This is a genomic window from Kineococcus siccus (assembly GCF_009906795.1).
Classification (GTDB): Bacteria; Actinomycetota; Actinomycetes; order Actinomycetales; family Kineococcaceae; genus Kineococcus; species Kineococcus siccus.
The window spans coordinates 1-928 of record NZ_JAAALN010000412.1 but is presented as its reverse complement, the minus strand read 5'-3'; the positions used below and the strand labels follow the sequence as shown (position 1 = coordinate 928).

The window sequence follows — 928 nt, the reverse complement described above, 5'->3', positions numbered from 1 at the left end:
CCCCCACCCCGACGCCGGTTCGGCCCTGGTGCGACCCCGGATCGGCCCTGCCCCGCGCCGCAACCGGTGGCCCCGGCAGCGCTGCGCAGTCGAACGGTCCTGGACACGCAGTGGAGGGGTCGTGCACGCCGCGACGGCCCTCCACCGTCCTCCACCGCCCTGACCTGCAGCGATGAGTCGACCGGACGGTCACTCTCGGTCATTGACGGTTGACGGTGGAGCGAAGTGGAGTACCGTGGAGGACAGCGGGCCAGAAGGGTCGCTGAGGGACCGTCCGGCTCCGGGGGTGTGGTGTGTTCCTGGGCACCCACACACCGCGCCTGGACGACAAGGGCCGGCTGATCCTCCCGGCGAAGTTCCGCGACCAGCTCTCCGACGGCCTGGTCATCACCCGCGGGCAGGAACGCTGCCTGTACCTCTTCCCGATGCAGGAGTTCGAGCGGATGCACGAGGAGCTGCGGCAGGCGCCGCTGACCCGCAAGGAGGCGCGCGACTACCTGCGCGTCTTCCTGTCGGGAGCCTCGGACGAGACGCCGGACAAGCAGGGGCGCTTCACGGTGCCTCCGGTCCTGCGCGCGTACGCCGGTCTGGACCGCGACGTCGCCGTCATCGGCGCCGGCTCGCGGGTCGAGCTGTGGGACCTCCCGACCTGGGAGAGCTACCTCGCAGCCGCCGAGCAGCCCTTCTCCGACCAGTCGGAGGAGGTGCTGCCCGGCATCGTCTGAGCGCCCTGACCCTCGACCAGACGTCGAGGGTCGGCGGGTGCACCGCAGGCCGCGGCCTCCAGCCGCTCCGACCTCGCGAGGGTCCGGCCCTGACGCCACTTCCCCGGCGCCAGGCCCGGCCCCCGCGAGCGAGGAGCGGATGGGGACCACGGTGTGCGGGCGGTCGGGCCGGGTGGAGGACCGCCGCCCGCACACCGTGGTCC

General features: G+C 73.1%; 1 protein-coding gene. It reads left to right on the top strand.

The annotated features are described in order from the left end of the window. Window positions 1–293: 293 nt before the first annotated feature. The gene (mraZ, locus tag GTR02_RS21865; protein ID WP_166609564.1) at window positions 294–725 is read left to right on the top strand and encodes a division/cell wall cluster transcriptional repressor MraZ; all 432 of its coding nucleotides are present in this window, start codon (window positions 294–296) and stop codon (window positions 723–725) included. Window positions 726–928 lie beyond the last annotated feature (203 nt).